The sequence below is a fragment of the Natronoarchaeum rubrum genome, from assembly GCF_024494695.1.
The window spans coordinates 425,101-450,983 of record NZ_JANHDP010000003.1 but is presented as its reverse complement, the minus strand read 5'-3'; the positions used below and the strand labels follow the sequence as shown (position 1 = coordinate 450,983).

At 66.5% G+C, this 25,883-nt stretch carries 23 protein-coding genes; 15 read left to right on the top strand and 8 right to left on the bottom strand.

Annotation, left to right across the window (positions count from 1 at the left end; all coding sequences use genetic code 11):
• The first annotated feature begins 394 nt into the window (after positions 1-394).
• The 4 genes from heR to NO931_RS09925 all read left to right on the top strand — a co-directional run bounded on the left by heR (position 395) and on the right by NO931_RS09925 (position 5,667).
• Positions 395-1,204 carry a heliorhodopsin HeR gene (heR, locus tag NO931_RS09940; protein WP_256392182.1) on the top strand — a complete coding sequence of 270 codons (810 nt, stop codon included), beginning with the start codon at positions 395-397 and terminating at the stop codon, positions 1,202-1,204.
• Between the two features lie 331 nt (positions 1,205-1,535).
• A complete protein-coding gene (locus NO931_RS09935; RefSeq protein WP_256392181.1) occupies positions 1,536-2,183 on the top strand; it encodes a helix-turn-helix domain-containing protein in 648 nt (215 codons plus the stop codon).
• 58 nt (positions 2,184-2,241) lie between these two features.
• The gene (locus NO931_RS09930; protein ID WP_256392180.1) at positions 2,242-3,558 is read left to right on the top strand and encodes a cytochrome P450; all 1,317 of its coding nucleotides are present in this window, start codon (positions 2,242-2,244) and stop codon (positions 3,556-3,558) included.
• A gap of 312 nt (positions 3,559-3,870) precedes the next feature.
• Positions 3,871-5,667 carry an L-aspartate oxidase gene (locus NO931_RS09925; RefSeq protein WP_256392179.1) on the top strand — a complete coding sequence of 599 codons (1,797 nt, stop codon included), beginning with the start codon at positions 3,871-3,873 and terminating at the stop codon, positions 5,665-5,667.
• Between the two features lie 105 nt (positions 5,668-5,772).
• Here NO931_RS09925 and NO931_RS09920 read toward each other — a convergent pair whose 3' ends face one another.
• On the bottom strand, positions 5,773-6,864 hold the full coding sequence (locus NO931_RS09920; RefSeq protein WP_256392178.1) for an LEA/WHy family protein: 1,092 nt from the start codon (positions 6,862-6,864) through the stop codon (positions 5,773-5,775).
• A 169-nt stretch (positions 6,865-7,033) separates the two neighbouring features.
• Between NO931_RS09920 and NO931_RS09915 the strand changes: the two genes are divergently transcribed.
• From NO931_RS09915 to NO931_RS09885, 7 genes are all read left to right on the top strand, one after another.
• Positions 7,034-7,525, top strand: coding sequence for a YciE/YciF ferroxidase family protein (locus NO931_RS09915; protein ID WP_256392177.1), 492 nt, complete (start codon positions 7,034-7,036; stop codon positions 7,523-7,525).
• A 115-nt stretch (positions 7,526-7,640) separates the two neighbouring features.
• Positions 7,641-9,320 carry a pentapeptide repeat-containing protein gene (locus NO931_RS09910; protein WP_256392176.1) on the top strand — a complete coding sequence of 560 codons (1,680 nt, stop codon included), beginning with the start codon at positions 7,641-7,643 and terminating at the stop codon, positions 9,318-9,320.
• Positions 9,321-9,496: 176 nt separating this feature from the next.
• Complete coding sequence (locus tag NO931_RS09905) at positions 9,497-10,888, top strand: FAD-dependent oxidoreductase (protein WP_256392175.1); 1,392 nt, start codon at positions 9,497-9,499, stop codon at positions 10,886-10,888.
• A gap of 312 nt (positions 10,889-11,200) precedes the next feature.
• Positions 11,201-11,980, top strand: coding sequence for a basic amino acid ABC transporter substrate-binding protein (locus tag NO931_RS09900; protein WP_256392174.1), 780 nt, complete (start codon positions 11,201-11,203; stop codon positions 11,978-11,980).
• Positions 11,981-11,984: 4 nt separating this feature from the next.
• Complete coding sequence (locus tag NO931_RS09895; RefSeq protein WP_256392173.1) at positions 11,985-12,701, top strand: amino acid ABC transporter permease; 717 nt, start codon at positions 11,985-11,987, stop codon at positions 12,699-12,701.
• The gene (locus NO931_RS09890) at positions 12,698-13,429 is read left to right on the top strand and encodes an amino acid ABC transporter ATP-binding protein (RefSeq protein ID WP_256392172.1); all 732 of its coding nucleotides are present in this window, start codon (positions 12,698-12,700) and stop codon (positions 13,427-13,429) included. The genes NO931_RS09895 and NO931_RS09890 overlap by 4 nt, the downstream gene beginning before the upstream one ends.
• Positions 13,426-14,469, top strand: coding sequence for an amino acid ABC transporter permease (locus NO931_RS09885; protein ID WP_256392171.1), 1,044 nt, complete (start codon positions 13,426-13,428; stop codon positions 14,467-14,469). Before NO931_RS09890 ends, NO931_RS09885 begins: the two co-directional genes overlap by 4 nt.
• Before the next feature lie 73 nt (positions 14,470-14,542).
• Here the strand turns inward: NO931_RS09885 and NO931_RS09880 are convergent, their stop codons facing one another.
• Positions 14,543-15,154, bottom strand: a complete 612-nt coding sequence (locus NO931_RS09880) for a class I SAM-dependent methyltransferase (protein WP_256392170.1) — start codon at positions 15,152-15,154, stop codon at positions 14,543-14,545.
• Positions 15,155-15,305: 151 nt separating this feature from the next.
• Here NO931_RS09880 and hpt point away from each other — a divergent pair, with 151 nt between their 5' ends.
• Positions 15,306-15,854 (top strand): hypoxanthine/guanine phosphoribosyltransferase, encoded by a 549-nt coding sequence (hpt, locus tag NO931_RS09875; protein WP_256392169.1) that lies wholly within the window; start codon positions 15,306-15,308, stop codon positions 15,852-15,854.
• A 190-nt stretch (positions 15,855-16,044) separates the two neighbouring features.
• On the top strand, positions 16,045-17,427 hold the full coding sequence (locus NO931_RS09870; protein WP_256392168.1) for a uracil-xanthine permease family protein: 1,383 nt from the start codon (positions 16,045-16,047) through the stop codon (positions 17,425-17,427).
• 74 nt (positions 17,428-17,501) lie between these two features.
• Here NO931_RS09870 and NO931_RS09865 read toward each other — a convergent pair whose 3' ends face one another.
• The 6 genes from NO931_RS09865 to NO931_RS09840 all read right to left on the bottom strand — a co-directional run bounded on the left by NO931_RS09865 (position 17,502) and on the right by NO931_RS09840 (position 22,923).
• Positions 17,502-18,239, bottom strand: coding sequence for a profilin-fold protein (locus tag NO931_RS09865; protein ID WP_256392167.1), 738 nt, complete (start codon positions 18,237-18,239; stop codon positions 17,502-17,504).
• Between the two features lie 69 nt (positions 18,240-18,308).
• Entirely contained in the window at positions 18,309-19,268 is a 960-nt protein-coding gene (locus tag NO931_RS09860) for a type IV pilin domain-containing protein (protein ID WP_256392166.1), read from the bottom strand.
• 195 nt (positions 19,269-19,463) lie between these two features.
• Positions 19,464-19,748: a translation initiation factor eIF-1A gene (locus NO931_RS09855; RefSeq protein WP_097007991.1), complete on the bottom strand. Its 285-nt coding sequence runs from the start codon at positions 19,746-19,748 to the stop codon at positions 19,464-19,466.
• A 150-nt stretch (positions 19,749-19,898) separates the two neighbouring features.
• Positions 19,899-20,507: a TMEM175 family protein gene (locus tag NO931_RS09850; protein ID WP_256392165.1), complete on the bottom strand. Its 609-nt coding sequence runs from the start codon at positions 20,505-20,507 to the stop codon at positions 19,899-19,901.
• A 51-nt stretch (positions 20,508-20,558) separates the two neighbouring features.
• On the bottom strand, positions 20,559-21,752 hold the full coding sequence (locus NO931_RS09845; protein WP_256392164.1) for a redox-regulated ATPase YchF: 1,194 nt from the start codon (positions 21,750-21,752) through the stop codon (positions 20,559-20,561).
• A 106-nt stretch (positions 21,753-21,858) separates the two neighbouring features.
• On the bottom strand, positions 21,859-22,923 hold the full coding sequence (locus tag NO931_RS09840; RefSeq protein WP_256392163.1) for a pyridoxal-phosphate-dependent aminotransferase family protein: 1,065 nt from the start codon (positions 22,921-22,923) through the stop codon (positions 21,859-21,861).
• Between the two features lie 181 nt (positions 22,924-23,104).
• Between NO931_RS09840 and NO931_RS09835 the strand changes: the two genes are divergently transcribed.
• Positions 23,105-25,168, top strand: a complete 2,064-nt coding sequence (locus NO931_RS09835) for a COG1361 family protein (protein ID WP_256392162.1) — start codon at positions 23,105-23,107, stop codon at positions 25,166-25,168.
• Positions 25,169-25,315: 147 nt separating this feature from the next.
• Positions 25,316-25,879, top strand: coding sequence for an NUDIX domain-containing protein (locus tag NO931_RS09830; protein ID WP_256392161.1), 564 nt, complete (start codon positions 25,316-25,318; stop codon positions 25,877-25,879).
• Positions 25,880-25,883: the final 4 nt, after the last annotated feature.

The following is a 25,883-nucleotide window of genomic DNA, read 5'->3' as shown; positions in this document are numbered from 1 at the left end:
TCGGCGGGTGCGTACCGTCGACCGGCCGATGACGATGGCTCCGCTCCGAGCCGGACTCGGCACCCGGCGACGACGAGCCCTATGAGTGCCGAGGCCAGCTTTCTATCCATACATTTGCGAAGAGACGTGAACGCTCAGGAGTCACGTCCACGGCCTGCTGATAACAGGTAGCCGTATCGACGTTCCTCAGCTGCGGTCTGTCGTTTTGGCTCCCCACGGTGGCGTCCGAACTGGACCGCAACCGCCGGCCGAACTCGTCGTGTCTGTCGCGGAGGGCATCGAGCTGGAACTGCTTGGGAAATAAACGAAGCCGAAGCTGGAGAAACGCACGCTACACCGCTTGTCAAATGTCCAATAGTCGTATGAGCGATGAGTGCTTACTTTTGATGGAACTATGCCCACGACAAGTGCAACGGCGGCCGAAGCCCACGCCGAGACGCCTGCGCGGGATACCCGACTCCGGCTATGGAACGCTGTAATGGCAGTTCTTCACCTTCTGCAAGGGCTGGCGATGGTCGTCCTTGCCGAGAACGTCATGTGGCCGGTTACGCGAACCAGATACGGATTCAACCCTGAAACGGAGTCGATTTTCCCGGAGACGGTTTCGTTCGTCGACGCCAACCTCCCGCTGCTCGTGGCCGGATTCCTCTTCATTTCCGCGGTCGCACACACCGTCATCTCAACTGTACGGTACGACAAGTACGTCGAGTATCTCGACAGGGGCATGAACCCCTACCGCTGGTACGAGTACTCCGTGAGCGCCTCGCTGATGATCGTCGTGATCGGCATGCTGGCTGGGGTCTGGGATCTCGGGACGCTCGTTGCACTGTTCGGACTCGTTGCGGTCATGAATCTTTGCGGACTCCTGATGGAACAACGCAACGAGTCGACCAACGAAACCGACTGGGCGCCCTTCTGGGTCGGTGTCATCGCCGGTATCGTTCCCTGGATCGTCATCGCGATCACGTTCATCGGCACTGTAACGGCTAGCGGCGGCGAGTTTCCCGAGTTCGTCATCTACATTTACATCTCGATTTTCGTCTTTTTCAACCTCTTCACGCTGAACATGGTCCTGCAGTATCTGGAGGTATCACGCTGGAAGAATTACATCTTTGGCGAGAGGATGTACATCCTGCTGAGTCTGGTGGCCAAGTCGGCCCTCGCGTGGCAGGTGTACTTCGGCACGCTGAACTCACCGATCTGAGCGTCGAAAGCATGGGTGACCGCCTGGATGGTCGCAGTAGTCGACGTTGCGTGCCCACTCAGTTCCGCGGCCTGCTGCTGAAGCGTCTTTCAGCCCGACAACTGCGAGGAGAACGACGGCTCTCGGAAAGTGGCGTCTGCTACCTTCTGAGAGAGGATAGTCCGAGCTTTCTCGCCATACATTTGCGAGGAGAAGTAAATGAACGTCAGAGAATCGCGTCTTCGGTGTGGCGTAGTTGTCCTGGAAGTGTCTCACGCCCTGCCGGCCGCAGATTCTCCCCACGGCTCGAAACGGGCGACAGTGTATTGGGGTGGCCGATCCAACCACAGGTATGCGGTACCTGACGCTCACCTTTCCACGGACGCCAGCGTCGGAGACCGATGACGCGCTGGTTCCCGGACTCGATGTCGACCGCGGCATGCTATGCAACATGAACTACCTCCACGACGAGACGCTCGTTCAGCTCTGTCGGCTGGAGGCGTCCCGTGACAGCGTCGTCGCCGACCTCGAATCGTGGGCTGACGCCATCTCCTACGACGTCATCGACGCCGAGAACGGGGCTCTGTACGTCTTCGTGCACTCGCACCCGACACCGGAACTGGCCGAATTACTGCGGATCGTCGAACGTCATCGGCTGCTCGTCGAACTACCGATCGAACTCGAAGCCGAGAGCGTGACGGTCCGCATCGCAGGTGCGTCTGCGGCGCTTCACGACGCGATGGACGACCTCCCCGCCGACGCCGCGGCCGACGTCCGCATCGAGCAGTTGGGCACGTACGACCCGGAGGTCGACGCCGCTCGGTCCGCCCTGACCGACCGCCAGCGAACCGTCCTCGATGCGGCCGTCGACGTGGGATATTACGCGACGCCACGCACCGCCACCATCGAGGATGTCGCGGCCGCCGCGGAATGCGCCGAGAGCACCGCATCAGAGCACCTCCGCAAGATCGAGGGCCGCCTGCTCCCGCGCCTGTCTTAAATGACCAGTTTTCGCCCGCAGTAGGCCGATTGGCCGTGGGTACCTCCCTCTGTACACAATGGCAACGACGGATCACACCGACACGCCGTCCGGACCGACCGGCTACCCGCTCGTGGGCAACACCCTCCAGTTCGCTCGCGGCCGGCTCGAATTCGTCACCGACACCGCGACCCAGTACGGGCCGGTGGCGTCCTACGAGGTCGCCGGTACGACGATCTATCAGGTGAGCGACCCCGACCTCGTCGAACAGGTACTCGTCCAACACAACCAATCCTACATCAAGGGCGACCTCTTCCAGGAGGCGCTCGGCGACGCGCTCGGCGAGGGGCTGCTCACCAGCGAGGGGTCTGCGTGGCGCGAGCAGCGCCACCGGATGCAACCCGCCTTCCATCCGGGGATGCTCGAACAGTACTCCGAGCAGATGACCGACGGCGTCGTGGGCCTGCTCGACTCGTGGGCCGACGGCGACACGCGTGACATCCACGAGGACATGATGCACCTCACCGTCGAAATCGCCGCCCAGACGCTCTTCGACGTCGACGTTTCCGACGAGAAAGGCGACGTCAGCGAGGCGCTCGAAGCCGTGATGGATTACGCCGAACGCCCGTACCACCCGCCCAGTTGGGTCCCGACACCGGAGAACCGCCGGTATCAGGCCGCCATCCGGACGCTGGAAGAAATTGCCGACCGCATCGTCGAGAAACACGACGAGGGCGACGGCAACGATATCGTTTCGATTCTCCTCGCGGCACAGGGCGAGGACATCACGCGCGAACGCGTTCGCGACGAAATCATCACTATCCTGCTCGCCGGCCACGAGACGACGGCACTGACGCTGACCTACACCCTGCACGCCCTGGGCCGCAATCCCGAGCAGAGCGCCGAGTTGCAGGCCGAACTCGACGACGTCCTCGACGGCCGGATTCCGACGATGGCCGACCTCGACGACCTGCCCTACACCGAACAGGTCATTCAGGAAGGCATGCGTCTCTATCCGCCCGTCTGGGAACTGGTCCGAGAAGCCGCCGAACCCGACGAGCTCGGTGGCTACGAGATCCCGAGCGGAACGACCGTCTCGATGCACCCGTGGGTGGTCCACCACGACGACCGCATCTACGACGACCCCATGACATTCCGCCCCGAACGCTGGACCGACGAGTTCGAGAGTTCGCTCCCGAAATTCGGCTACTTCCCCTTCGGCGGCGGTCCACGTCGCTGTATCGGCGACCGCTTCGCCATGCTCGAAGCTCGCCTCGTCCTGGCGACCATCGCGCAGGAGTGGACCGTCGATCCCCACGACGACCTCTCCTTTGCCCCCTCGATCACCCTCCGCCCCGACGGCCCCGTCGAGATGACCGTCAGCCGTCGTGACTGATTCACTGGCTCTCTCCAGCAGCGTGGGCGCGAACTCACAATCCCCCGATACGGGAAAGCCGGGTCCGAGTCATCGCACTCGGCCGCAACCAGTTCGGGAGTCTCGAGTCGGCTCTGGCGAGAACCGTTCATTCAGATGATCGATATCCGCGAACGCAGTAATGTCCTGTGTCGCGGTCAGCAATCGGGTATCGGGAGAGTCGTGCGTTCCGTGGCAAATTCCGACCCCCGATTCTGGAGAATTCGAGCAGTACGATGCCCTAATTCCCCGTATCGCCGACGAGCTTAATCGTTCCCGGTCCCTACGTCTAGCGTGAACCCGACAACCAACCGAGACGGCAGTCTGTCCGCCGCAACGCCGGAACACGAGACCGTAGAGCGGCGCGTACTCGTCGTCGGCGCCGGCGCGGCGGGAGCCCGAACCGCGATCGAACTCGTCGAGCGAGGCGTCGACCCCGAGGACGTCCTGGTCGTCGGGAAGCGAGCGCACGGCGACGCGCACACGACGTGGGCCCGCGGCGGCATCAACGGCGCGCTCGGGACCCACGACCCCGAGGACGATCCGACGATCCACGCGGCGGACACGCTCGACGAGGGCCACCACGTCAACGACCCGGCGAAGGTCGAGACGGTCACGGAGCGGATGCCGGCGCTCCTGCGCGAACTCGACGAGTGGGGGATGGAGTTCAGCCGGACAGAGGACGGCCGGATCGACCAGCGATACTTCGGCGCCCAGTCGTTCCGACGGACGGCGTTCGCCGGCGACTACACGGGCGAGGCGATGCTGGACACGCTCGTCGATCGCGCGCGGGCCCTGGATATCCCCTACCGCGAGAACGTGTTCGTCTCCTCGCTGCTCGTCGAGGACGGCCGGGCGCGCGGCGCCGTCGGGACCGACCTCGACACTGGGGAGTTCGTCGTATTCGACGCCGACGTGGTCGTCCTCGCGGCCGGGGGCTACACGGCCCTCTACCGACGCCACTCCTCCCGCGACGACGAGAACACCGGCGACGGGCCGGCGCTGGCGTACCTCGCCGGCGTCCCCCTGATGGACGTCGAGTTCGTCCAATTCCACCCGACCGGCATGGTCGGGCGCCGATACGGCGAGTCCTGGGACGGCCGCCTCGTCACGGAGGCCGTCCGCGGCGAGGGCGGGCGGTTGTACAACGCCGACGGCGAGCGGTTCATGGAGCGGTACTCGCCGGACCAGATGGAACTGGACGCCCGCGACGTCGTCGCGCGGGCGATCGCCAACGAGATCGCGGCGGGCCGCGGGACCGACCACGGCGGCGTCTACCTCGATATCTCCCATCGGGACCGGTCGTTCATCGAGGAGCGCCTGCCGCGGATGTACGAGCGCTTCGCGGATCTCGGCGTCGACCTGGCCGAAGAGCCCGTCGAAGTGGCGCCGACGGCCCACTACGGGATGGGCGGCGTCAGGGTCGACGACGACGGCGAGACGGACGTCGACGGGCTGTACGCCATCGGCGAGACGATGGCCGGCGTCCACGGTGCGAACCGCCTCGGCGGCAACTCCCTGGCCGAGACGGTCGCCTACGGCGCCGTCACGGGCGAAGCCGTCGCCGAGCGTCTCGACGACCCGTCGGCGCCGGAGGGGGACGACGCCGCGGCACTCGCGGCGGGGCACCTCCGCGACCTCGGGGCAATCGCGGACCGCGACGGCACCCACGACCCGGAGGCGCTCCTGGAGGACCTCCGAGAACTCCTCTGGGACCGCGCCGGAATCCTGCGGGACGGCGACGACGTCGCCGCGGGGCTTTCGGCCCTCGAAACGCTCCGCGAGAAGGCGGACGACCTCGCGGTCGGAGCGGCCACGAGTCGCTCGTTCGAGTTCGCGTTGAACCTCGGATTCGGACTGGTGGTCGCCGATGCGATTCTCCGCGCAGCGGAGCGACGCACGGAGTCCCGGGGAGCGCACGTCCGGACTGACTATCCCGAGACCGACCCGGACCTGCGGCGGAACATCGTCGTCGAGCAGGACGGCGTCGGCGGAATGCGCCTGTCGACCGACTCCATCGGGACGCCCAGCGACGCGGTGCAGGACGCCCTCGACGCGGGGTACGAACTCGACTACCACCAACTGGAGTGACTGGTCGTTCGCGTCGCACCTCGGGACGCCATCCGTTCGAGTCGCGAGCCCGGCGATCGTTCGATTGCGAACGAGCAGAGTACGGCGACGTCGTATCGTTCGCCGTCACCCGTGGCCATTGCGACGCCACTGCGTTCCCCACCTACTCGTAGCCTCTTTCGCGGGGGACCGCGTCGACGCTGCCGGATCGGCGTTCGATTCGGGTGCCGGGGGCGAATCGTGTGGTGCCGGAGAAGCATCGACTGCTGTGGCTCGCGCGCTGGCGTCGGTGCCCGACGCTCCGAACACGTCCGTCTCGAAGGTCCGGTTGTAGGAGACGAAATCGAGCGGCAGTTCGCGCTCGACGCCAGCGTACTCGATCGTGGCTTCGAAGTCGACCGAGAGCTCCGTCGTCTCGTCGTTTCGCAGGTGCGTGACCCACCACTCGTCCAGTCGGGTGTTGTTGATCGAGGCGTTCGCTCGGAGCGTCCGGGTGCTCTCGGCGGGGATCAGCGTCTGTTGACCGGCCTCGCCCTGACCGACGACGATCCCGTTCATCCGGACGGTGTAACTGACGTTCGTGATCGGGATCGGGACGGAAAGCGGGTTCGTGACCGTCGCGGAGGCGTTGATCGGGGTCCGCTCGACCGTCGCGTGGCCCCACTGCGCGTCCGTCTCCTCGACGGCGAGTACGGTCCGGTTGAACGCCGTGAACTCGCGCTCCTGGTCGGTCTGTAGCGGTGCGAGCAGATCGGTGCGGAACGTCCGCTCGCGCGTCCACCGGTCCGCCGGGACGTCGACGCCGCCGTACTCCAGAGCGACCGAGGGATCGACTCTCACGGTCGTCGTCTCGTTCCGATTGACGTGTGTCGCCCACCAGTCGGGCACCTCGTCGTTGTCGACCCACGTTCGGACCGTGACGACGTCGTCCCGGCCCTGTAACCGGACGCGTTCTTTCCGCTCGTCGGCGATCCTGACGTCGTTCATCGAGATCGTGTACCCGACGTTCGCAGCGCCGTCGGCGACACGGAGCAACAACGGGTTGTCGACGGCGATCTCGGTTTCGACTTCGGTCCGGTTTTCCTCGACTGTTCCCCAGCTGTTGTCGACCGACTCGACGCTCGGCCTGTCGACCACGAGCAGTCCGTAGGCCGCGATTCCGACCAGCGACACGAGCACGACGAGAACTGCGACGCCCGCTTTCCACCTGAGGGCCATCAGTAGTTGGCCACTCGACAGGTGTTTCCTTTGACGCCCACGTGGCACGTGCAAGCCCCTTAGGTCGGGGGACGTTTCGGCGATATCGCGGACTGTCGCCCGCACTTAGTTCGCCTGCACACCCAACGGCCGCGCTCATTGAGCGGCCCGTGGCAGCAGCTAGTGGATCATGACCACTGAATCAACAGAGGACCTCCTGATCGAAGGACTCGAAGAACTGTACTACACCGAACAGAAGCTGCTCGACGCGCTGGACACTCTATCAGAACAGACCGACGACGAGGACGTGAGTCAGGGGTTCGCCGAGCACCGCGAGGAGACCGAGCAGCACGTCGAGCGCCTCGAAAACGTGTTCGACGAGATCGGCGCCGAACCCCAGCGGCGCGAGGAGCGGGTCGTCGACGCGATGATCGAGGAACACGAGCAGTTCGCCGCGGAGAACGACGGCGAGGTGCTCGACCGGTACAACATCTCGGCGGGCCAGAAGACCGAACACTACGAGATCGCCGCGTACGGCAACGTCACGTCGCTGGCCGGTAAGCTCGGTCACGACGAGGCCGCGGACATGCTAGAGGAGACGCTGCGAGAGGAAGAGGAGGCGCTCGACGAGCTCTCGCAGGCGGGCGAGCAGTTCGACCAGCGTCAGATCGCCGGGGACTGATCTGGCGGATCGGGTCGGTCCAGCGATCGGTCGTTCCGAGATCGCCGTTCTTCTCGCGGATCAGCGCGCGAACGTCTCGGATAGCTTAAAGTAGTGTGGGGGTGACCCCCCGCCAATGACAGACGGCGGCGGGACCTGCGGACACTCGATACGGGTAGTCGACGACGACGCGTACCGCGAGCGCGACGTGCCGGAAGGGAGTCTCACCGACGACGGCGTCTGGAACTGCCCGCACGACGCCGTTCCCGACGGCGACCGCTGTATCTTTCACGTACCGATCGACGAGCAGGACGCCGCAGCCGTCCGCGACGCGTTCGCGAGCGCGATCGGCGGCGACGCCGAGACGGTTTTCGACGCCGCTTCCGACACCGATCCTGACGATCGCCTCGCACGCCGCCGTCGAACCGAGTTCGTCGACGCCGAGTTCGGGAGCCTACAGTTCCCCGAGGGGTCGGTCGTCGGCGACACCGACGTCGAGACGCCGATCTATCTCTCGCACGCAACCTTCGCCGGCGACGTCCGGTTCGAGGACGCAACGTTCGCCCGCGGCGCCTTCTTTACGGGTGCGACGTTCGAGGGCGGCGCGAACTTCTCGGAAACGACGTTCACGGGCGACACCCGATTCAACGGCGTCACGTTCCGCGAGGACGCCGCGTTCGACCGCACCGTCTTCGAGAAGGAGGTCCGGTCGGGCGGGGTCACGTTCGAGGGCGAGGCCGACTTCTATCGCGCCGCGTTCGCGGAGGATCTGAACCTCAAGTACGCGACGTTCGCGGGCAAAGCGACCTTCTGGAAGGCGACGATCTCGGCGACGGTCAGATTCAACGGCGCCGCCTTCCGCCCGCTCGACGACGAGTTCCACGAGCTGCAGGAGCTCGATCTCACCAACGCCAACTTCACCGACGCCACGCTTCGGGACGTCAATCTGGAGGCGAGCGAGCTGATCCAGGCCAAGCTGTTCGGGGCCGACCTCCGCGGTGTTCGCCTCTACGGCGCCGTCCTGACCGACTCGCGCGTCGACGACCGGACGCGGTTTCTCGGCCCGCCGGGCGCGCCCCCGTTCTCGCTTGGCGGGCTGGTGCGGTTCTGGCACAAGCCGCGGTGCGTCTACGATCCCCGCTACGACGGCGACCCGGTCGGCGACGGGACGCGCGCCCAGCGCAATCGGGCCAAGAGCACCTACCGCTCGATCGCGGAGGTCGCGAGTTCGGCGTCGCGCCCGGCGCTACAGTCGCTGTGCTTCGTCAACCGGCAGGACATCCACCGGCGGACGCACCGGGACGAGCTGGTGCGGGGCCTCCCGAGAGACCAACTGGAGGCCGACGGCGGGGCGCCGGCGTCGACGGCGGACCGCGCTGCGACGCCGATGCCGGGCCGGTCGTCGGCGTCGATCCGCCGCGGCGTCCGCACGACTGCGCGAAACGCCCTGTACCGCGGCGTGAAACTGTTCCAGTGGCTTCGGGCCGAGCTCTCCCGGTGGACGCTACTGTACGGCGAGAGCCCGTGGCGCATCATCGCGACGGGGCTGGCGATCGTCGCGACGTTCGCGCTGCTGTACCCGCTGGGCGGGCTCGTCCCGACGACGGGGCCGGACGTGACCTACACGAACATCGCGGAGAACCCGCGCCTGTTCTTCGACAGCGCGTACTTCAGCACGCTCACGTTCACGACGCTCGGGATGGGCGACTACCAGCCGATCGGGATCGCGCGCGTCCTGATGTCGATCCAGACGTCGCTGGGCGCGATCGTCGTCGCGATGCTGGTGTTCGTGTTCGGCCGGCGAGCGGCGCGGTGAGGCCGACCGTGTCGTGACGCCGACAGGAACTCGGATTCAGCCGGCGTTCTCGGCGCAAATCGACGATAATCACCAGCGGGCGACGAGATCGAACGCCGAACGAACATCGGGATACAGAAGTAGCTCAAATCCTTTCGTCCAGTCAGAGCCGGTTTCAGCGACACAGGTGTACGTTAATGACAGAGAAATACGACCTCATCATCGTCGGCGGCGGCATCAGCGGGGCGGCGCTGCTCTACTCCGTGGCGAAGTTCACGGACATCGAGCGCGTGGCGCTCCTCGAAAAGGAAGACGAGATCGCGGCGATCAACTCCCACCACACCAACAACTCCCAGACGCTTCACTTCGGGGACATCGAGACGAACTACACCCTCGAGAAGGCCGAGGAGGTAAAGGAGGGCGCGGAGATGCTGGCGGGGTACCTCGAAAACGTCGACCCCGACCGCGAGATGCACAGCAAGCGCAGCAAGATGGTGCTCGCGGTCGGCGACGAGGAAGTCGAGAGCCTCGAAGAGCGCTACTACGAGGAGGGCTTCGGCGACCTGTACCCCAAGCTTCGCGACATCGATCGCGACGAGATCGCCGAGCTCGAACCGAAAGTCGTCGAGGGCCGCGACCCCGGCACCGAAATGAAGGCTCTGCAGACGCCCGACGGCTACGTCGTCGACTACGGCCAGACTGCCAAGTCGTTCGTCGAGGACGCCCGCGAGGAGGAGGGCGTCGACGTGTTCGTCGGCACCGAAGTGACCGACATCGAGGAGACCGACGACGGTTACGTCGTCGACACCGGCGGCGCCAAGTTCGAGTCCGACGTCGCGGTCGTCGCGGCGGGCTCCCACAGCCTCCAGATCGCCAAGGAGATGGGCTACGGCGAGAACAAGTCGCTGCTGCCGGTCGCGGGGAGCTTCTTCCTGGGCGGCGACATGCTCAACGGGAAGGTGTACACCCTCCAGATGAAGAAGCTGCCGTTCGCGGCGGTCCACGGCGACGCCGACGTCCACGACGACGGCACCACCCGTTTCGGGCCGACCGCGAAGCTCGTCCCGGCGCTCGAACGGGGCCGCATCCGAACCGTGAGCGACTTCGCCGACGTGTTCGGGATGAACCTCGACTCGTTCCTGAGCTACGCCAACATCCTCGCCGACCGCATCCTGTTCCCCTACGTCGTCCGGAACCTCGTGTACGACCTCCCCGTGGTCGGGAAGCGGGCGTTCCTCCCGAACGTCCAGAAGGTCGTCCCGACGGCCGACGTCGACGATATCGACCGCGCCAAGGGGTACGGCGGCGTGCGCCCCCAGATCGTCGACACCGAGGCCAAGTCTCTGGACATGGGCGAGGCCAAGATCACCGGCGACGGGATCATCTTCAACATCACGCCCTCGCCGGGCGCGTCGACCTGCGTCAAGAACGCCATGCGCGACACCGACCAGCTGCTGGACTTTTTCGACGAGGACTACGAGTTCGACGAGACAGCCTTCCGCGCCGAGACGATCGGCAACTTCCCGCGCGCGGACGCAGACGACGCCGACGAGACGGACCAGCCCGACCCCGTCCCCGCCGAGGACTGATCGGCGCGGCGTCCGGTCGCTCCCGGCGACGCGACGGCGAGTGTTCGTTCTCGACCGTTCGATGATCGTTTTTTCGAATCTTACGACAAGAGCCTCCGACGAGGGGCGCAAAGCCATTTGTTCGTTCTCGGCTTCGTCTCCGCTTCGGCCTCCTTCTGAGGAAACTATATCCGAGAACAACACAATAATATTTGCACACTCTGAATCTATTACTGATTAGAATTTTGAGAAATTAGATATATTGTCAATTATATTCACTAACCTCAATCTCACGTCGAAACGTTGAAACCCGGATCACCCAACGTCTCTGGTATGGCCAGAGAGTTCAGCATGGATCGACGCGCGTACCTGAAGACGGTCGGCGTCGGTGGAGCGTCCGCCGCTATCGCGGGCTGTCTCGGCGGTAACGGCGGCAGCGACGACGTGATCGTTCCGGGGACGAACGCCGGGTTCGCACCGTTCGAGTTCACCCAGGATGGCGAACTCGTCGGGTTCGACATCGACCTCGCCGAAGAGGCGATCAGCCGCGCCGGCTACGAGGTCGGCGACTGGACCGACATCGGCTTCAATTCGCTGATCCCCTCGCTCACCGACGGCGACATCGATCTCATCGCGGCCGGCATGACGATCAACGAGAAGCGCCAGCAGCAGATCGCCTTTAGCGACCCCTACTACGAGTCGAACCAGTCGGTACTGGTCAGTTCCGATCGCGATTTCAGCCCCGAGTCTGAGTCCGATCTTTCGGGCGCGGTCGTCGGCGCCCAGGGCTCGACGACCGGCCAAGACGAGGTTGATCGCCTCGTCGAGGAGGGCGTTCTCGAGGCCGGAAACGTCCGGCAGTACGACAACTACACGCTGGCGGCGCAGGACCTCGAAAACGGTAACGTCGACGCCATCGTCGTCGACGTGCCCGTGGCGCGGAACTTCGCCGACAGCCGGGCCGTCGAGGTCGCGTTCATCATCGAGACGGGCGAGGCCTTCGGCCTGGGCATGCGTCAGGACGACGATCGTCTCCAGGATATCAACGACGCGCTCGCGGAGATCGAGGAGGACGGCACGTACGAGGACCTCGTCGCGGAGTGGTTCGAATAGAGCGATGGACCCCCTCGCGTTGCAGGCCGGGGACTGGCAGTTCGTCCTCGCGAACTGGCAGTACCTGGTGCTGGGTACCGCCGTCACGATCCTCCTGACCGCGTCCAGCCTCGCGCTCGGGTTTCTGGCCGGGTTCCCGGCCGGCGCGATCGAGGTGTACGGAAGCGGCAGACTCCGGTCGGCCGTCAGCACCGCGGGCGTCGTGTTGCGCGGGACGCCGATCGTCGTGCTGATGGTGCTCGTCCACTTCGGACTGCCGATTCCACGGCTCGGAACGCTACCGGCGCTCGACGTCCAGTTGGAGGTGTTTCTCGCGGCGACGCTCGCACTCGGATTGCGCAGCGCCGCCTATCAGGCGCAGGTGTTCCGCGGGGCGATCCAGTCGCTCAGTGAGGGCCAGATGGAGGCCGCCCGATCGGTCGGCCTGACGCGACGGCAGGCGATTCGCCACGTCGTGTTCCCGCAGGCGGTCCGGCGCTCGATCCCCGGCTTCCAGAACGAGTTCACGATCGTACTCAAAGACACCAGCGTCGCGTTCGCAATCGGTCTGGCCGAGCTGTTGACCCGCGCCGAGAACCTGTATCTCCAGCCCGGGCAGGGCACCGCCGTGATGGAGGTCATCATCGCGATCAGCGCGATCTACTTCGTGCTCACGTTCGCGACGAATCGCACGCTCGACTACTTAGAGGAACTGTACGCGATCCCCGGAGGAACGGAATGAGTCTACTACGCGTCGACCACGTCGACAAGTCCTACGGCGACGAGCGAGTACTACGCGACGTCAGCTTCGAGATGGAGCGACAGGACGTCGAAGTGATCGTCGGCCCCAGCGGCTCGGGCAAGTCGACGATGCTACGCTGCGTGAACCGACTAACCGAGATCGACGACGGGGAGATCCACCTCGACGGCGAGGAGATCCACGACATCGACCAGAACGAGCTTCGGCGTCGCGTCGGCATGGTGTTCCAGGACTTCAACCTGTTCGCCCACCGCACCGCCCGCGGCAACATCACGCTCGGGCTCGAAGAGGTGCTGGGCAAGCCACACGAGGAGGCCGCCGGGATCGCCGAGGACTACCTCGATCGGGTCGGATTGGCCGATCAGGCCGAGTCGTACCCGGCCGAGCTCTCGGGCGGCCAGCAACAGCGCGTCGGCATCGCACGGGCGCTCGCGATGCAACCGGAGCTGCTCCTGTTCGACGAACCGACCAGCGCGCTCGACCCCGAGCTGATCGGCGAGGTGCTGGAAGTAATGCGCGATCTCGCCGACGAGGGGATGACGATGCTGTGTGTCACCCACGAGATGGACTTCGCCCGGTCGGTCGCCTCGACGCTGACCGTTCTCGACGACGGCCGGATCGTCGAACGCGGACCGCCCGAACAGCTGTTCGAGAACCCCGACCACGAACGCACGCGGGCGTTCCTCGGCGACCTCACCGACGTACGATGACGGCCACAGAGGAGTCGTCCACGGCGCCGGAGGAAGCCCGCGGATCGACGATCGGAGAGCTTCCGGGCCGGCGCCGACTGATCGTCGGCGGCGTCGGCGCCGCCTTCTGGGCGTGGCTGTTGGCTCGCTGGGCGTACCACAACGCGTGGCTGGACCGGCTGTTTACCGCCGTCGGACTCCCGGACGTGATTCGCTCGGAGGTCCCCGTTCGCCTGCGCCAGCCGTGGCTGCCCGCCGAGCCGTTCGAGGCGGCCGGAACGGCCGTCGGCGAGGTCGCGGCGTCGCTCGGCCCCGCGAGCTTCCTGATCGAGTGGCTCGCGTGGCTGTGCAATCTCACCGGCTTCGCAACGACGATGGCGCCGAAACTGGCCGCCGGTGCGTTCGTCACGGCGTACCTGACGGTCCTGTCGATGCTGCTGGGGCTGGTGATCGCCGTCCCGCTGTCGGTCGCTCGGACCTACGGCGGCCCGGTACTGAGCCGCATCTCGCTGGCGTACACGGAGCTGATTCGCGGGACGCCGCTGCTCGCCCAGCTGTTTTTCCTCTACTTCGGCCTGCCGCTGGCGAACACGATCGGCGAGATCGGATTCGTCGGTAACGGCGCCATCCCCCGATCCGCGATCTTCGTCGCCGTGATCGGGTTCACGATCAACTCCTCGGCCTACCAGTCCGAATACATCCGGTCTGCGCTGCAGTCGGTCGACGAGGGCCAGATGACCGCGGCCCGGTCGGTCGGGCTCTCGAAGGTCCAGAGCATCCGCCACGTCATCCTCCCCCAGGGGCTTCGCTTTGCGATCCCCGGCTGGACCAACGAGTTCGTCTACCTGATCAAGTACTCCTCGCTGGCCGCGTTCATCACGGTGCCAGAACTGTTCCGGCGCGCGCAGGACATCGGGTCCGATACGTTCCGGTTCACCGACGCCTACGTGGTCGTCGGGGTGTTCTACCTCGCGCTCGTGCTGACGACCGCGATGGCCATGGGGAAGCTGGAATCGGTCGTCGCGATCCCGGGCGTCGGGAAGGCGCCGGACCGCGACTGAGCGGCCGACGGCGCGCCGCGACGAATCGCGTTTCTGCGGCTGGACGCTGAACGCCGGCAGTCGCGGGCGGCGATCAGTTTTCGCTGGCTCGGAACGCCCGCAGCGTGTCGCGCTTGGTCGGGTGGGCGTCGACCTGCTCGAAGCCGACGGCCTCGAAGATCTCGCGCCAGTCGCGGTAGTACAGCGGCAGGTCCTCGCGGACGTAGTTCACGTCCGGATCGCCGTCCCCGTGGCTCCCTTCGTTCTCGACGGTGACGACCCGGTCGCCGGCGATCCGCGCGATCTCGTCGAACGCTTCCGTCGCCTCGGGGTGGACGTGCTGGAGCGTCTCCACGGAGTAGACGGCGGCGAAGTGATCGTCGTCGAACCGCTCGACGAGGTCCTCGATCGCCTCGACGTAGAAGGTTCCCTCGGCGGCGAGGTCGGGGTAGGACTCCTCCATCACGTCGAACGCGTCGGCGTTGATGTCGACGCCGTGGAGGTTCTCGAACCCGCTTTCGCGCAGGTGCGCGAGGTGACGGCCGGAGCTACAGCCCAGTTCGAGCACGGGCGCGTTCGGGGCCAGCCCGTCGAGCGCCTCGCGGATCGCTTCGCTCGTCTCGTCGGACCCGCGGTGGGCGTAGTAGTCCGGCGAGTACTCGCCGCTCCGCTCCGCCCACTGGTCTCGAACGTCGGGAGAATCCATTACTCGGTGGACGGCGCCGACGCGTAAAGCACTCCCGGAGTGGGACGTGGAAACGCCTTCTCGCGGAAGACGCCGAGACGGACTCGAGCCGGTCCGGCGTCGATCATCGCAAGAACGAATCGCTTTTCCGGGATTCGAAGAAACGAGCGGTATGGAACGGTTGCAGGCGTCGCTTCACGAAGCCCCGATCGTCGACAAGGACGGCTACGAGTACCTGGTACACCCGATCAGCAACGGCGTCCCGATGCTCGATCCCGAACTGCTCCGCGAGGTCGTCGTCGGCGTCATGCAGGCCGCCGATCTCGACGGCGTCGACAAGATCGTCGCGCCCGAGGCGATGGGGATCCACATCGGAACCGCGCTGTCGCTCCAGACCGATATCCCGCTGGTCGTCATCCGCAAGCGCCAGTACGGCCTCGACGGCGAGGTCGCGCTCCACCAGACGACCGGTTACTCCGAGTCGGAGATGTACATCAACGACGTCGCGGAGGGCGATCGCGTGTTGCTTCTCGACGACCTGCTCTCGACGGGCGGGACGCTGGCGGCCGTCACCGGCGCGCTCGACGAGATCGGCGCCGAGATCGCCGATATCGTCGTGGTGATCCGCAAGGTCGGCGGCTCGGCGCTCGACGACACCGAGTACGAGGCGACCAGCCTCGTCGACATCACCGTCGAGGACGGCGAAGTGCAGATCCACTGACCGACTCGTTCACGGACGACTGGCTCGGCTGGATGCCGACGCGAACTCGTTGGCCACGACGTGAGTTCGCGGTACGGCAGCACGACGCACGGAGCTATACACGTTTGTGTACATTCTCTCGGAAGGCGGCGCCGAGATACGCTCGAACACGAAACTATTATTGAACCCGGGTAGCTGGTTGGGTGCATAGATGGCGACAGACACAGACGGGGAGATCGATCTCGAGTACGAACTCGACGAACGGCCGCCACTACCGAAGTCGATCCTGCTGGGACTGCAACACGTCGCAGTGATGATCGTCCCGGCTACTTTGGTGGCGTACATTGTCGGGGGACACGTCGGACTGGGCGGTGTCGACATGGCGTATCTCGTCCAGATGGTGTTGCTGTTCTCCGGGCTGGCGACGGTCGTTCAAGCGTACACCGTCGGTCCGGTCGGCGCCCGGCTCCCGATCGTGATGGGAACCAGCTTCACGTTTGTCAGCGCGGCGCAGGACATCGGCGCCAGCTACGGGCTGGCGGCCGTCTTCGGCGCGATCCTAGTTTCCGGCTTCGTCGTCGAGGGACTGATCGGCTGGCAGTTCGAGCGCATCGAGCCGTTCTTCCCGCCGCTCGTGACGGGGCTGGTCGTCGTGATCATCGGCCTGTACCTGATTCCGGTCGCGATGGATTATGCCGCGGGCGGCGTCAACGCTTCCGATTACGGTGCGATGCACAATCTCGGGCTCGCGACGCTCGTCCTCGCGATCGCGCTCGGGCTCAACCTGTTCGCAGACGGCGTTGCGAGAGTGCTGAGCATCTTGGCCGGCATTGCCGTCGGCTACGTGGTGGCCATCGCCGCGGGCATAGTCAACTTTCAGACGGTGTCCGAGGCCGCCTGGATCGCGCTCCCGCGTCCGGGCGAGTTCGGCGTCGCGTTCGAGCCGGTACCGATCGTCACGTTCGCGTTCCTATTTTTGGTGTCGGCGATGGAGACCGTCGGCGACATGTCCAGTATCACGGCCGCCGAGGGCCGGAACCCCACCGACAAGGAGTTCCGCGGGGGACTGTTCACCGACGGCCTGTTGAGCTCGATCGGATCGGCGTTCGGCGCTTTTCCCGTGACGTCGTTCTCCCAGAACGCCGGCATGGTCAACTTCACCGGCGTGATGAGTCGCCACGTCGTCGGCATCGCTGGCGGCTTCCTAATCCTGCTCGGGTTCGTCCCCAAGGTCGGCGCCGCGATCACGACGATCCCCGAAGCAGTCTTCGGCGGAGCGGTGCTGCTGATGGCCGGGATGGTCGCCGCCAGCGGCCTCCGACTGATCGTGCTCCACACTGACCTCAACCGCCGTAACATGGTCATCGTCGCCACGTCACTGGGGCTGGGATTGGGTGTCACGACAACTCCCGGCGCCCTCGCAGGGCTCCCGTCGGCCGCCGAGATGTTCTTCCGCCAGCCGGTGATCGTCACGGGCCTGATGGCACTGATCCTCAACACGTTCGTTCCCGGTGATCAGAGCCCACTGTTCGATGCCCCTGCCGCGGCCCAGTCCGCCGAGACACCGACGGTCGAGACGCCGACCGACGACTGACGCCGCGTCTCGGGATCGGAACCCCAGACGACGACCGCTTTTCTCTCCGTCACCCGACCGCGAGAACCGTCTGCTCAGTCCGCGGCGCCGTCGACCGACACTTTCCGGAGATCGGACTCTAGCTCCTCGACGTGCTCGTTGTACGCGTCGACGAACGCCGAGAACGCCGGGGCGTACTCCCGGATATCCGCCGCCGACGGCGGCTCGTACTGCGAGAGCACGTAGACGCCGCCCGAACCGCCCGCTCGGAGGTAGGAAGTGCCGTCCTGATCCCACTTCAGCTCCCAGCGCGTGCCGTCGACGCGGGTCGCGAAGGTTCCGTAGTCGCCGCCCTCGTAGCGCTGGAGTTCGCCGGCGATCACGTCGCACAGCTCCCGGATGCGCCCGAGCACGCGGTCGCGCTGGGCGACGACGGCGTCGGTCGTCTCGACGCTCGGGAACTCGGTCGACACGTCGTCGAGGACGCCGTCGAGCGAGTCGACGTGGTCGTTGAAGGCCGCGACGAACGCGTCGTAATCCGCCAGCGCAGTCGCGAGCGGTTCGGGCTCGGCGGGCTGTTTCGTCGAGACGACGTACGTCTCCGAGCCCGATTTGGGGTCGAACCGCAGGTACTCCAGGTCGCCGGCCTCGTACTTCACCGTCCACTCGCCGCGCCCGGTCGCGAACGTCTCCTGCCCGTAGTCCCCGCCCTGGAGGCGCGCGAGTTGGTAGGCGACCCGGCCGGCGTGGTCTCGCACCGCGGCGACGACCTCGTCCCGGCGCTCGGCGACGGCCTCGGCGTCAGCGACATCTACGTCTGGCCAGTCTGTCACGCCAGAACGAACGCGTTCGGGGGGTTTAAACGCCGCGCCGCCGGCCGAGGGGTGCGGATCCGTCGTCGCTCAGTAATCGTCGTGGTCCCGCGGTGAGTAGGCCGCGCAGTCGTCGCCGTCGACGGTCGATCCGCTGCAGTCGAAGTTGCCGCCGGCGTACGCGTGGCCGCGTACGGTACTCCCGTCGAGGTCGACGTCGCCGGCTCCGACCAGGCCCCCACCGACGGTCGCTTTCGAGGCGGTGACGCCGCCGTCGGCGTCGATCGTTCCTTCCACGGTGGCCTTCGAGATATCGACGTTCGTTCCCGTGGCGTCACCGCCGACCATCGACCCCGCGTCGATATCCACGTCGCCGTCGGCGTCGATCGACGCGGTGACGTTCGTGTTCGAGACGTCGACACCCTTGCTGGCGTTGACCGTCCCGTAGATGTTGCTGCCGCTGTCGAAGTCGACGTCGCCGCCGTCGACATCTCCGATCACCGTCCCGCCCCCTTTGACCGTGATACTACCGCTGGTCTCCACGTCGCACGCGACAGTGATCCCGTCGATGGTGAGGTCGTCCGATCCGCCGTTCGTCTCGGATTCGACCCACTCGCAGTTCTCGTCGGGAGTTGTCGGAACGGGGTCGGCCTCGAACGTATCGAGGACGTGGCTCTCGTCGGACGCCTCGGCGTACCAGACGAGATCGATCTCTTCCTCGACGGGATACACCGTCACGGAGCTGTCCGCACTGAGATTCGTGTCATCGAGTACGTCGGGGTCGGCGACGCCCTGGACGACGATACGGCCCTCCTGTCCACCGAGGTTGTCCCCGCCCTGATGGACGAGCTCGTGGCTCGGGCCGTCGTCGCCCGTCTGCAGGTCGATCGCGGTCTGGGGCGCAGGGTCGGTCTGTTCGGTGAGTCCACCGACCATGAACAGCGTGACCGCCGCCAGCGTGACCACGATCGCTACGAGCAGGCCGACGCCGATCACCGGTGCCACCGCTCGATCGGCGTCGGCCGCCGCGGCACGGGTGGTGCACCGCATGGCCGGCGCGTATGTACTCGAACGTGTTGTAACTTTCCCGAGCAGTAGCGGCGCGCTCGTCGCGTTCGACTCCGGTACCCGTCGATCTCGCCCATCCGCGTCCTGCGGCGCCACCGCTTAGTGGCGGGCGGTACGGACGTCACGGCGTCGTCACTGTGCAGTCAGCGTTCGCAAAGACGTCTCGTAGAAGTCGAGTTAGTCGATGTGGCCTTCGCGGCGGAGCTGGTCGGCGTCCTGGCTGGTGTAGCGCCATTCGATGTTGGCCTTCTCGTCCTGCCAGTCCCAGGGCTCGACGACGACGATGTCGTCTTGCTCGATCCAGGTGCGGTACTTCATGCGGCCGGGGATCCGGCCCATGCGCTCTTTGCCGTCCTCACAGCGGACTCGGACGTGGTTGCCGCCGTTGTGTTCTGTTACCACCGCGAACAGCTCGTCATCGTTGGGCATTCGGAGATTCCGACGCCCGCTTTCTTCACTCACAGCCGTAATAGGATCTGCGGACGTTTAAGTGGTTGGTAAGACGTGGTATCACGAGGCACGGGTGATGCGGTGGGCGGGCTATTTGCTCCTGTCTCCGAACCGCGACGTCCGGATCCCGCTCGGACGTGACGCGAGGTGCCGGACGACTCGTCAGTCATCGACACCTGCCAGCCGGGAGTGAAGTACCCCATTGAGGGGTAGCAGGGCGAACCAGCACGCGATCGCTACCCGATAATCGAACAGTGCGACGGGGATCGAGAGCGCAAAGACGAGCGGAGAGACGGCGAACCGGGCGATTCGAACTCGGACGGCACGCGATGAGATTCCCTCTGCCAGCAGCTCACCACGGGACGCGTACACCCAGACCGCAACGAGCGTCGCACCGACGACCGTCTGGGACGCCGCGTAGAAGACGACGCCGAACTCGTTCGGAAAGGCGGTCAGCACCGAGGTAGGATAGGGTAGAAACGAAATCGCGAGCAAAAACAGTAAGTTGAGCCACAGCAGCCGCGTATCGTGGCGTCGGATGTGGACGAACGTGTGCCGGTGTAACACCCAGTAGAGGCCGATGACCAGAAAGCTCAGCACGTACGCGAACACCTCGAGCCCTTGCTCGCGGACGAACGAGCCGAGAAACTCCGCCGATGCCCCGCCGCCGGTTTCGGGAAGCGGGATGTCGAGCACCAGGAGCGTGATCGCAATGGCGAAGACGCCGTCGCTCAGTGCCACGAGTCGATCGGTTTCCGCGATGGCGGCCATCAGTTGACCGTCCACGCCGAGACAAAAATAGGGCCGACCCGTGCTCCTTGCTCAGTTCGTCGTGACGACTTCGAGCACGTCCCGGTCGTCGAGTTCGTAGTCGGCGCCGCGCTGGCGGTTCGACCGGCAGTCGATCGCGTGGAGGAACCCTTCGCCGATGTCGGAGTGGAGGCTGTACGCGAAGTCCTCCGCGGTGGAATCGGGCGGCAGCAGGTAGCAGTCCGGCAGCACCTCGCCGCGCTCGTTGCCCAGCCCGTTGGCGCCGCCGGGGAACACCGGCGTCACGCCGAGCACGTCGAACAGCGCGGCCTCCAGGGCGTCCTGAACGCCCGTCGAGCCGAAGTCGTCGAGGAACTCGCGGATCTGTTCGAGGCCCGCTTCCTGCTCGTCGGAGACGTCGGCGACGATCTCGAACTCGCCGTCGCCGGGGCGGTAGTCGACGGCGCCGCCTTCGTCCGCGGACTTGAGGGCTTTTTCGGCGTGCGCGCTCGCGGGGACGAACGTGAGATGGTCGTACTCGGGATCCTCGGTGATCTCGTCCCAGTTGGCCTGGGCTTCGGGCATGTCCATCTTGTTGGCGGCGATCACCAGCGGCTTGGTCTCCTTGCGGATTTCGCGGGCGAGTTCGAGTTTGTCGTCGTCGTCCCACTCATCTGGGTCGAAGCCGACGCCGACGCGGCGGATCAGCAGCTTGATCTCGTCCTCGTTGGTTCGGAACGCGCTCATCTGCTCGGCGAGTTCCTCCTCGACGTCGTCGTCCTCGGTGACGTGGCCGCTCCGGTAGCGCTCGATGCCCTTCTCTAACACGTCGAGATACCACTGGTCGAGTTCGGTTTCGAGGAAGTCGATGTCCTCGCGCGGGTCGTGGTCCTCGGTGGGCTCGCCCTCGATGTCGGTCTTGCCCGAGAAGTCGACGACGTGGACCAGCACGTCGGTCTCGTTGAGGTCGGTCAGAAACTGGTTGCCCAGCCCGTTGCCCTCGTGGGCGCCGGGGATCAGCCCGGCGACGTCGACGATCTTCGTCGGGACGAACCGGACGCCGTCGTCGCAGTAGCCGGTGTTCGGCGTGCAGGTCTCGTCGAACTCGGGGGCCGCACACTGGACGCGCACGTACGCTTCGCCGACGCTCGGGTCGATCGTCGTGAAGGGGTAGGCGCCTTCCGGCACGTCGTTCATCGTCGCCGCGTTGAAAAACGTCGACTTGCCCACGGAGGGCTTGCCGACGAGTCCGATCCGGTAACTCATTGCCCACAATCGTAGAGCGGGGCCTATACGGATTTCTCTCCGTCGTCGCTTCGGTATGCGTTGACGGGGCAGAGACGGGCGAACGGGCACCCGCCGCGTGTTCGGACTACAGAACCCGATCGATGGCGTCCATCGTGCGCTCGACGCGATCCTCGCGAGCGTTGTGGCCCATGTGCCCCACGCGTAGCACATCGTCCTCCAGGTCACCGAGCCCGGTCGCGAGCACGACGCCCTCTTCCTCCCGAAGCCGCTGCTGGAGTTCCTGCGCGCGCCCTTCGACGTGGAACGCGGTCACCGTCGGCGATGCCACGTCGGCGTCCGGATACAGCTCCAGTCCGAGCTCTCGGCCCCGACCGCGGCACAGATCGGCGGCGGCGTCGTGGCGCTCGAAGACGGCGTCGAGCCCCTCCTCGATCAGCAGGTCGACGGCGGCGTCGAGCGCCTGCAGGTTGTTGACCGGCATCGTGTAGGGGAACCACTCCTCGTCGGCGGCGGTCTTCCAGGGCGTCAGGTCGGCGTAGTACGAGCGGATCTCGGTCGCCTCGATCGTCTCCCAGGCGGCATCGGAGATCGACAGCACGGCGAGCCCCGGCGGCGCGCTGAAGCACTTCTGACTGGCGCCGATGCAGACGTCGATCTCGTCCGTGGGAACGGGCGTCCCGCCGAGCGAGGAGACGGCGTCGACGACGCTGAGCACGTCGTGGTCGTCGAGCAGGTCGAGCACCGGGTCGAGGTCGTTCAGCGTCCCGGTCGGCGTCTCGCAGTGGACCATCGTTGCGACGTCGAACTCGCCCTCGTCGAGGCGCTCGGCGACGGCGTCGACGTCGATCCCGCCCGTCGAGGGCGCGCGGCAGGTCACCGCCTCGCCGCCCGCGTCCTCGACGAAGTCGGCGAACCCGTCGCCGTACAGTCCGTTCGAGATACAGAGCGCGCGGTCGCCGTCCCCCACGAGCGAGGCGACCGCGGCCTCCAGTCCGAGAATGCCCTCGCCGCCCAGGATCGCGAGGTCGTCGTCGCCGTAGACGGCGCCCAGCTTGTCGGTCAGGTCGCGGTAGAACGCCACGAACTCCGGTTCGACGTCCGGGTTCGGCGCGGGCTCGGCCATCCGATCGCGCACCGCCGCGGGGACGGCCGTCGGCCCGGGCGTCATCAGCAGTCGGTCCTCGTCCATACCGGGAGGGCGGGCCGCCGCGTGCATAAATGCAGCCGAACTCGTCCGCGACGGCGGGTCGTCGCGACGTGCCCGCCCCTTTCGGTCGCGGGACGATGCCGCCCCTGATATCGGTGAAACAATCCGAACGCAACCGTAACTATCGGGAACGCTCAAGGCAACCGAGGCCAAGTGCCGGAGTGTGCTACGCAGACGGGTCGTCCTCGCAACGCTTCTCCTCGTCGCGCTGGTCAGCGGCGTCGCGGCGCCGGTGGCGTCGGCGAGCGCGGACATCGCGACGGCGTCGGCGTCGACGAGCGCAGACCGTGTGACGACCGGGGGGAACGCCACGACGACCGCCGCGAGCGACGCCGACACGCTCGGCGCCGACGTCCGGTTGCACCGGCTTCCCGAGCGCCCCGGGACGATACGGGTCGAACTCCGGTACACGACCCCGGAGCGCCTCGAAACCCTGGAGGTGCAGCTGCTCGACGATCCGTCGGTCGAGTCCACCGAAGGGTTCTCGACCGGTTCCGACGGGACGCTGACGTGGGACGAGCGCACGGACGATCCGACGGCGACGTACACGCTCGCGGTGAATCGGACGCTCGACGAGAGCGGGCCGATCGCCGGATCGGGCTCGTACACGTTCGTCGACATCGGCGAGTGGGCGCTCGTCCGGCAGCCCCGGCTCTCCCACAGCTGGAGCTGGTCGGGCGGCGGACAGGTGGCGCTCGCCCGCGAGACGACGGTCGACGGGCCGGGCGCCGTCGGCGGCCGGATCGCGTTTCTGGGCGCACACGAGACGATCACTCGCGAGGCAAGCGGGCAGCGCTTCGAGCTGGTCGTCCCCGACGCCGCCACGATGGCCGAGGAGCCGGAGAACGTGTTCGACTCGCTGAGCAGCGCGTCCGACGCGCTCCGGGTCGGCGATCGCGACGAAGAAGTGTTCCTGATCGCGGCGCCGACCGGCGACGTCGGCTGGGGCGTTAGAGGGCTGCAGACCGGGGACGCCGACGGCTGGGTCCGTGCCTCCGAGCGCCTCGACGAGGCCGGCAACGTCTGGCTCCACGAGTACGTCCACACGCGCCAGGACTTCGAGACCACCGAGGCGACGAAGTGGGTCACGGAGGCCTCCGCGACGTACTACGCCGCGTCGCTGACGCTCCAGCAGGACCGGATCGAGTTCGAGCAGTTCCGGAATCGGTTGTCGGCGGGTCGCAACAGCCGCTACGCCGAGGCCGTGCTGTCGGAGCCGTCGACGTGGGCGACCGGGACCAACTACGACAAGGGCGCGCTCGCGGCCGGCGAGATCGACCGCCGGCTTCGGCTGGCGACCGATAGCGGCGCGACGCTGCAGGCTCCCTTCCGGCGGATGAACGAACGCGGCGAGCCGATCAGTCAGGCGGCGTTCCTCTCGATGGTCGGCGACGCCGGCGGTGAGGACCCCAGATCTGCCGCACGGCGGTACACCGAGACGAGCGACGCGCCCTCGCTCTGGTCGGTCGAGGAGCACGAGAACGCGTTCGGGCAGCTGCCGGCGCGGATCGGCTACGAACTGCCCGGCGTCGACAGCCCGAACGCGATCCGCGTCGACGGCGAGTACCGCCAGCGGGCGATCGGCGGCGAGCGGCCGGTCACGCTCGTGACGGGCGAGCGACTCTCGGTCGACGCGATTGTCCGGAACGACGGCGGCACCGAGGGGAGCTACGACGCCACGTTCCGCGTCGACGGCGCGGTCGTCGAGCGCCGAACCGGGCAGTTGGCGGCCGACGCCGAGCGGACGCTGACGTTCGAGCACGGATTCGACGAGCCGGGGCAGTACGAACTCGCGATCGGCGGTGCCGAGCTTTCCGTAACGGTGCGAGAGCCGGCCGCCGCGCGCGTGACCGAAGTCGTGCTCGACCGCGATCGGATTCGTTCCGGCGAGAACGTCACAGTGACCGCGACGGTGACGAACGACGCCGACTACCCCGGCCGCGCGACCGTGACGGTCAGCGCCGACGGCGAGCAGCGAGCGGTGCGCGATATCGTCCTTACGGGAGGCGACCAGCGAACGGTCGAGATCACGCTCGCGTTCGAGAGCGCGGGTACCTACCGACTCTCGGTCGCCGACGGGCGGGCCAGCCGCGAGTCGACCGTGCGCGTCGTCGCCGCGGAATCGACCGAGGGATGGGCGAGCGGCGGCGCGCTCGCGAACGCGCTCGCCGTGGTCGTCGCGATCGTGCTGCTGGGCGGCGCCACGTACGCGTTTCGCCGTCCCTGATCCCCGTTCGCGGCGCCCCTCGCCGCAGTCTGACGGTTTCGAAGGGTATTCCTGCCGGCCGGCTGTACTCTCGGGCATGGTCAGCCGCTCGCTCTCCCTCCGTCCCGTCACGCCGCCCGATCGAGGCACCCGCCGTCCGCGACGCCGATGACGTCGTTCGACGAACTGTGGTACCTCGCTGACGAGGCCCAGCAGTCCGCCGAGCAGGCGCGCCATCGCCTCGACCGGCGATACGACGACTACATGCAGGTCGAGCGTACCCGCCGGGTGAGCCGGCGGCGCTTCCGGACGCTCGCCGAGCGCATCCGGGACAACGGGACGCCCTACGGCGCCCATACGATCGTCTATCGGTCCTCTGGCGAACTGCTGCTGGTGCGCCACGAGGACGTCGACATGTGGGTGCCGCCGGGCGGTGGCGTCTGCGAGGAGGAGACGTTCCGCGAGGCCGCCGAGCGCGAGGTCGCCGAGGAGGCCGGCGTCGAGGTCGACTACGACGGGCTGGCGATCCTCACTGAGGTGCGGGTCGTCGCCGACGACAACGTGACGTGGGGTGTGCTGCCGGTGTTCGCCGGCGAGGCCGAGACCACCGAGCCGTCCGTGTCGGACCCCGACGGCGAGATCTCGGCGGCGCGGTGGTTCGCCGACCCGCCCGAGGACACCCGCGACCGCCGGGACATTCTCTCCTGGCGGGAGCAGGCGCTGTCGGTCTGATTCT

Bases quoted from the DNA above. Each gene is read 5' to 3' on its own strand.
- NO931_RS09870 (WP_256392168.1), top strand. From the start codon at position 16,045: ATGGCGACAGACACAGACGGGGAGATCGATCTCGAGTACGAACTCGAC.
- NO931_RS09885 (WP_256392171.1), top strand. From the start codon at position 13,426: ATGACGGCCACAGAGGAGTCGTCCACGGCGCCGGAGGAAGCCCGCGGA.
- NO931_RS09860 (WP_256392166.1), bottom strand. From the start codon at position 19,268: ATGCGGTGCACCACCCGTGCCGCGGCGGCCGACGCCGATCGAGCGGTG.
- NO931_RS09890 (WP_256392172.1), top strand. From the start codon at position 12,698: ATGAGTCTACTACGCGTCGACCACGTCGACAAGTCCTACGGCGACGAG.
- NO931_RS09915 (WP_256392177.1), top strand. From the start codon at position 7,034: ATGACCACTGAATCAACAGAGGACCTCCTGATCGAAGGACTCGAAGAA.
- hpt (WP_256392169.1), top strand. From the start codon at position 15,306: ATGGAACGGTTGCAGGCGTCGCTTCACGAAGCCCCGATCGTCGACAAG.
- NO931_RS09900 (WP_256392174.1), top strand. From the start codon at position 11,201: ATGGCCAGAGAGTTCAGCATGGATCGACGCGCGTACCTGAAGACGGTC.
- NO931_RS09920 (WP_256392178.1), bottom strand. From the start codon at position 6,864: ATGGCCCTCAGGTGGAAAGCGGGCGTCGCAGTTCTCGTCGTGCTCGTG.
- heR (WP_256392182.1), top strand. From the start codon at position 395: ATGCCCACGACAAGTGCAACGGCGGCCGAAGCCCACGCCGAGACGCCT.
- NO931_RS09830 (WP_256392161.1), top strand. From the start codon at position 25,316: ATGACGTCGTTCGACGAACTGTGGTACCTCGCTGACGAGGCCCAGCAG.
- NO931_RS09935 (WP_256392181.1), top strand. From the start codon at position 1,536: ATGCGGTACCTGACGCTCACCTTTCCACGGACGCCAGCGTCGGAGACC.
- NO931_RS09910 (WP_256392176.1), top strand. From the start codon at position 7,641: ATGACAGACGGCGGCGGGACCTGCGGACACTCGATACGGGTAGTCGAC.
- NO931_RS09845 (WP_256392164.1), bottom strand. From the start codon at position 21,752: ATGAGTTACCGGATCGGACTCGTCGGCAAGCCCTCCGTGGGCAAGTCG.
- NO931_RS09930 (WP_256392180.1), top strand. From the start codon at position 2,242: ATGGCAACGACGGATCACACCGACACGCCGTCCGGACCGACCGGCTAC.
- NO931_RS09880 (WP_256392170.1), bottom strand. From the start codon at position 15,154: ATGGATTCTCCCGACGTTCGAGACCAGTGGGCGGAGCGGAGCGGCGAG.
- NO931_RS09895 (WP_256392173.1), top strand. From the start codon at position 11,985: ATGGACCCCCTCGCGTTGCAGGCCGGGGACTGGCAGTTCGTCCTCGCG.
- NO931_RS09850 (WP_256392165.1), bottom strand. From the start codon at position 20,507: ATGGCCGCCATCGCGGAAACCGATCGACTCGTGGCACTGAGCGACGGC.
- NO931_RS09840 (WP_256392163.1), bottom strand. From the start codon at position 22,923: ATGGACGAGGACCGACTGCTGATGACGCCCGGGCCGACGGCCGTCCCC.
- NO931_RS09905 (WP_256392175.1), top strand. From the start codon at position 9,497: ATGACAGAGAAATACGACCTCATCATCGTCGGCGGCGGCATCAGCGGG.